The 1,212-nt window shown below is 72.9% G+C and carries 2 protein-coding genes; both read right to left on the bottom strand.

The features are described 5' to 3' along the window. Positions 1-536, bottom strand: a 536-nt coding sequence (locus G6024_RS15450; RefSeq protein WP_159149109.1) for a hypothetical protein, incomplete at its 3' end; no start/stop codon positions are given. Beyond that, on the bottom strand, positions 529-1,212 hold a 684-nt coding region (locus G6024_RS15445; protein ID WP_159149108.1), incomplete at its 5' end, for an ABC transporter ATP-binding protein. The genes G6024_RS15450 and G6024_RS15445, both read right to left, overlap by 8 nt.

Here is a 1,212-nt window from a genome sequence, read left to right as displayed (position 1 = left end):
GCGCGGCCCGCCTCGAGCGCGCGGTTCGCGATGGAGTCGGTCGCGATCGCCCACAGCGCCCGCGGTGCCGCGCCCGAGACCTCCGCGAGGGCGGCGATCACCTCGCCGTGGGCCTCCAGCAGCGCGTCGGCGTAGGCCGCGGTCGACGGCAGGAGGTGTTCCGACAGCGCCGAGTGGAGATAGCCGTTCGGCTGCAGCGAGACGGAGAGCCGCTGCGGTCGGGGATCGGGCGCGCGGCCGATCGCGAGCAGCATGACCAGCGGCGCGGCCACCAGCGTCGAACTGGCCGAGTACCACCACAGCGTGCCATTCACCCGCGGATCGCCATGGTTCCAGCGCCGGCCGGTGTTCTCCACCCGCCGGGCCAGCCACCGCGGGTCCGTCAGCACCGATCCGGGCAGGACCTCCGGGCCGTGTTCGATGGTGCGGACGAAGTCGCCGAGGAGGTCCGAGACGCCCGAGTACGCGGCTGTCACGGTCTCGGGGGCGCGGAGCTCGTCGTCGTCGCCGTCGTCACCCACGGTCCCGTCACTCATCGGCGAGCCCCGCCACGTCGAGCGTGCGGCGGCCGTCCGGCCCCGCCCGCACCTCGCCACGCACCCCGAACACCTCCCGCAGTACCGCGGCGTCCAGGACCTCCTCCGGCGCGCCGGTCGCGACAAGGTGACCGCGGTGCAGGACCGCGATGACATCGCAGTACTCGGTGGCCATCCGCAGATCGTGGATCGTGAGCAGCACCGCCAGCCCGTCGGCCGCCAACTCGCGGAGCAGGAGGAGAACCGACAATTGCTGGTGCAGGTCGAGGTGATTGGTCGGCTCGTCCAGCAGGAGCACCTCGGGCCGCTGGGCGAGGGTGCGCGCGATCGACACGCGTTGCTTCTCGCCGCCGGACAATGCCACCACGTCTCGCTCGGCCAGCTCGGTCAGCCCGACCCGGGCGAGGACATCCTCCACGACCGCCGAGTCGTCGGCGCCGAAGGGCTCGAGAAGTCCCCGTGTGACCGTCCGGCCCAGGCGAACCGATTCGCGGACCGTGATGCCGCCCAACGAGACCGGTTCCTGCGTACTGGCCCCCACCGCGCGGGCCAGCGTGCGGCGACGCAGCGAGGAGACGTCCGCTCCGTCCACCGAGACCATCCCGGCCGACACCGGCAGGGCGCGGTAGCAGGTGCGCAGCAGCGTCGTCTTGCCGCTGCCGTTCGGGCCGACGAG

Origin of the sequence: Dietzia maris (genome assembly GCF_014144855.1) — a bacterium.
GTDB lineage: Bacteria > Actinomycetota > Actinomycetes > Mycobacteriales > Mycobacteriaceae > Dietzia > Dietzia kunjamensis.
The sequence above is the reverse complement of the archived record's forward strand: the minus strand, read 5'-3'. Positions and strand labels throughout refer to the sequence as shown.